This is a genomic window from Streptomyces sp. NPDC057253 (assembly GCF_042669125.1).
Classification (GTDB): Bacteria; Actinomycetota; Actinomycetes; order Streptomycetales; family Streptomycetaceae; genus Streptomyces.
The window spans coordinates 1-1,151 of sequence record NZ_JBHUXV010000305.1; the positions used below are offsets into that span (position 1 = coordinate 1).

Sequence of the window (1,151 nt, forward strand, 5' to 3'; positions counted from 1 at the left end):
CGTAGACGGTGTAGCCGAGGGACTGGAGCTTGAGGGCGGTGGCCTCACCGATGCCGGAGGAGGCGCCGGTGACGAGAGCGGTCTTGGTCATGGGGGTTCCTAGCGATAAGGTGAACTTGGGTTCATGAACTACTATGAACCACGGTTCACGTTAATGCAAGTCCCGGAACCCACACCCACCCCGGAAGCCGCCTGACGAGACCCGAAGCCCCTGATCCGTCTGGAGAGTGAAGTCCCATGGCCCAGGCCCGAGCGCCGCGCGCGGATGCGGTCCGCAACCGCAAGAAGATCCTCGACGCCGCCCGCGAACAGATCACCCTCAACGGACCCGACACCGGCATGGACGAGATCGCTGCCGCCGCCGGTGTCGCCGTGGGCACCCTCTACCGCCACTTCCCCACCAAGACCGACCTCGTCGCCGCCGTCCAGGCCGAATACAGCGGACGTGTGGCCGCCGACGTCGAAGCGGCCCGCCAACGCGCCGCCGACGGCTCCCCCGCCTTCGACGAGATCACCGCCTTCCTGGCCCGCGTCGTCGAGGCCACCGCCACCAACCACGCCGTCAAAGCCGCCGCCCGCACCCTCGGCGCCCACGCCGTCGATGCAGACGCCGAACACCGTGCCCTCACCGCGCTCGCCGACCTCATCACCACCGCCACGGCCGACGGAGACCTCCACCCCGACGTCACCGTCGACGACATCTACCTCCTCATCTCCGCCGCTCCCACCGACCACCCGCCCACTCACCGCGCCCGCTGGCTCACCCTCGTCCTCACGGGCCTCACGACTCACACCCGCTAGGCAAGGGGCCGGCACTCCGGTGCGATACCTCTGCGCCGATCACGTGGCCGGCAAAGGCGCGCCGCGGCCGTGCCCCGGGCAGTCAGACGAGAGCGCGTCGCCTTCCTCGGTCATGCCGCCACCGAGGTAACGGCGACGCAGTGGACCTGCCGCATACGAGCGTCGGGCGCTGTTGCTGTCCGGGTGCTGGCCCCCTCCGCGGCGGGTCACGGCGTGACCTGGGGCGGCGAGCCGGAGCCGGGCGGGTTCAGCGGCCCGGCCGAGCGGCAGACACGCGAGGATCGGCGCCGGGGTGTCCTGGTCCACCGGGTCCGCCCGGGACGTTCGCGTGAAGCCGGGCGCCCTTGACT

The 1,151-nt window shown here is 70.8% G+C and carries 2 protein-coding genes; one reads left to right on the forward strand and one right to left on the reverse strand.

Annotated features, from left to right (window positions below; all coding sequences use genetic code 11):
• Positions 1 to 91: SDR family NAD(P)-dependent oxidoreductase (locus ACFULQ_RS49145; protein WP_383558381.1), on the reverse strand; the 91-nt coding region annotated here is incomplete at its 3' end.
• 146 nt (positions 92 to 237) lie between these two features.
• Between ACFULQ_RS49145 and ACFULQ_RS49150 the strand changes: the two genes are divergently transcribed.
• Positions 238 to 801, forward strand: a complete 564-nt coding sequence (locus ACFULQ_RS49150; RefSeq protein ID WP_383558378.1) for a TetR/AcrR family transcriptional regulator — start codon at positions 238 to 240, stop codon at positions 799 to 801.
• The last annotated feature ends 350 nt before the right edge of the window (positions 802 to 1,151 follow it).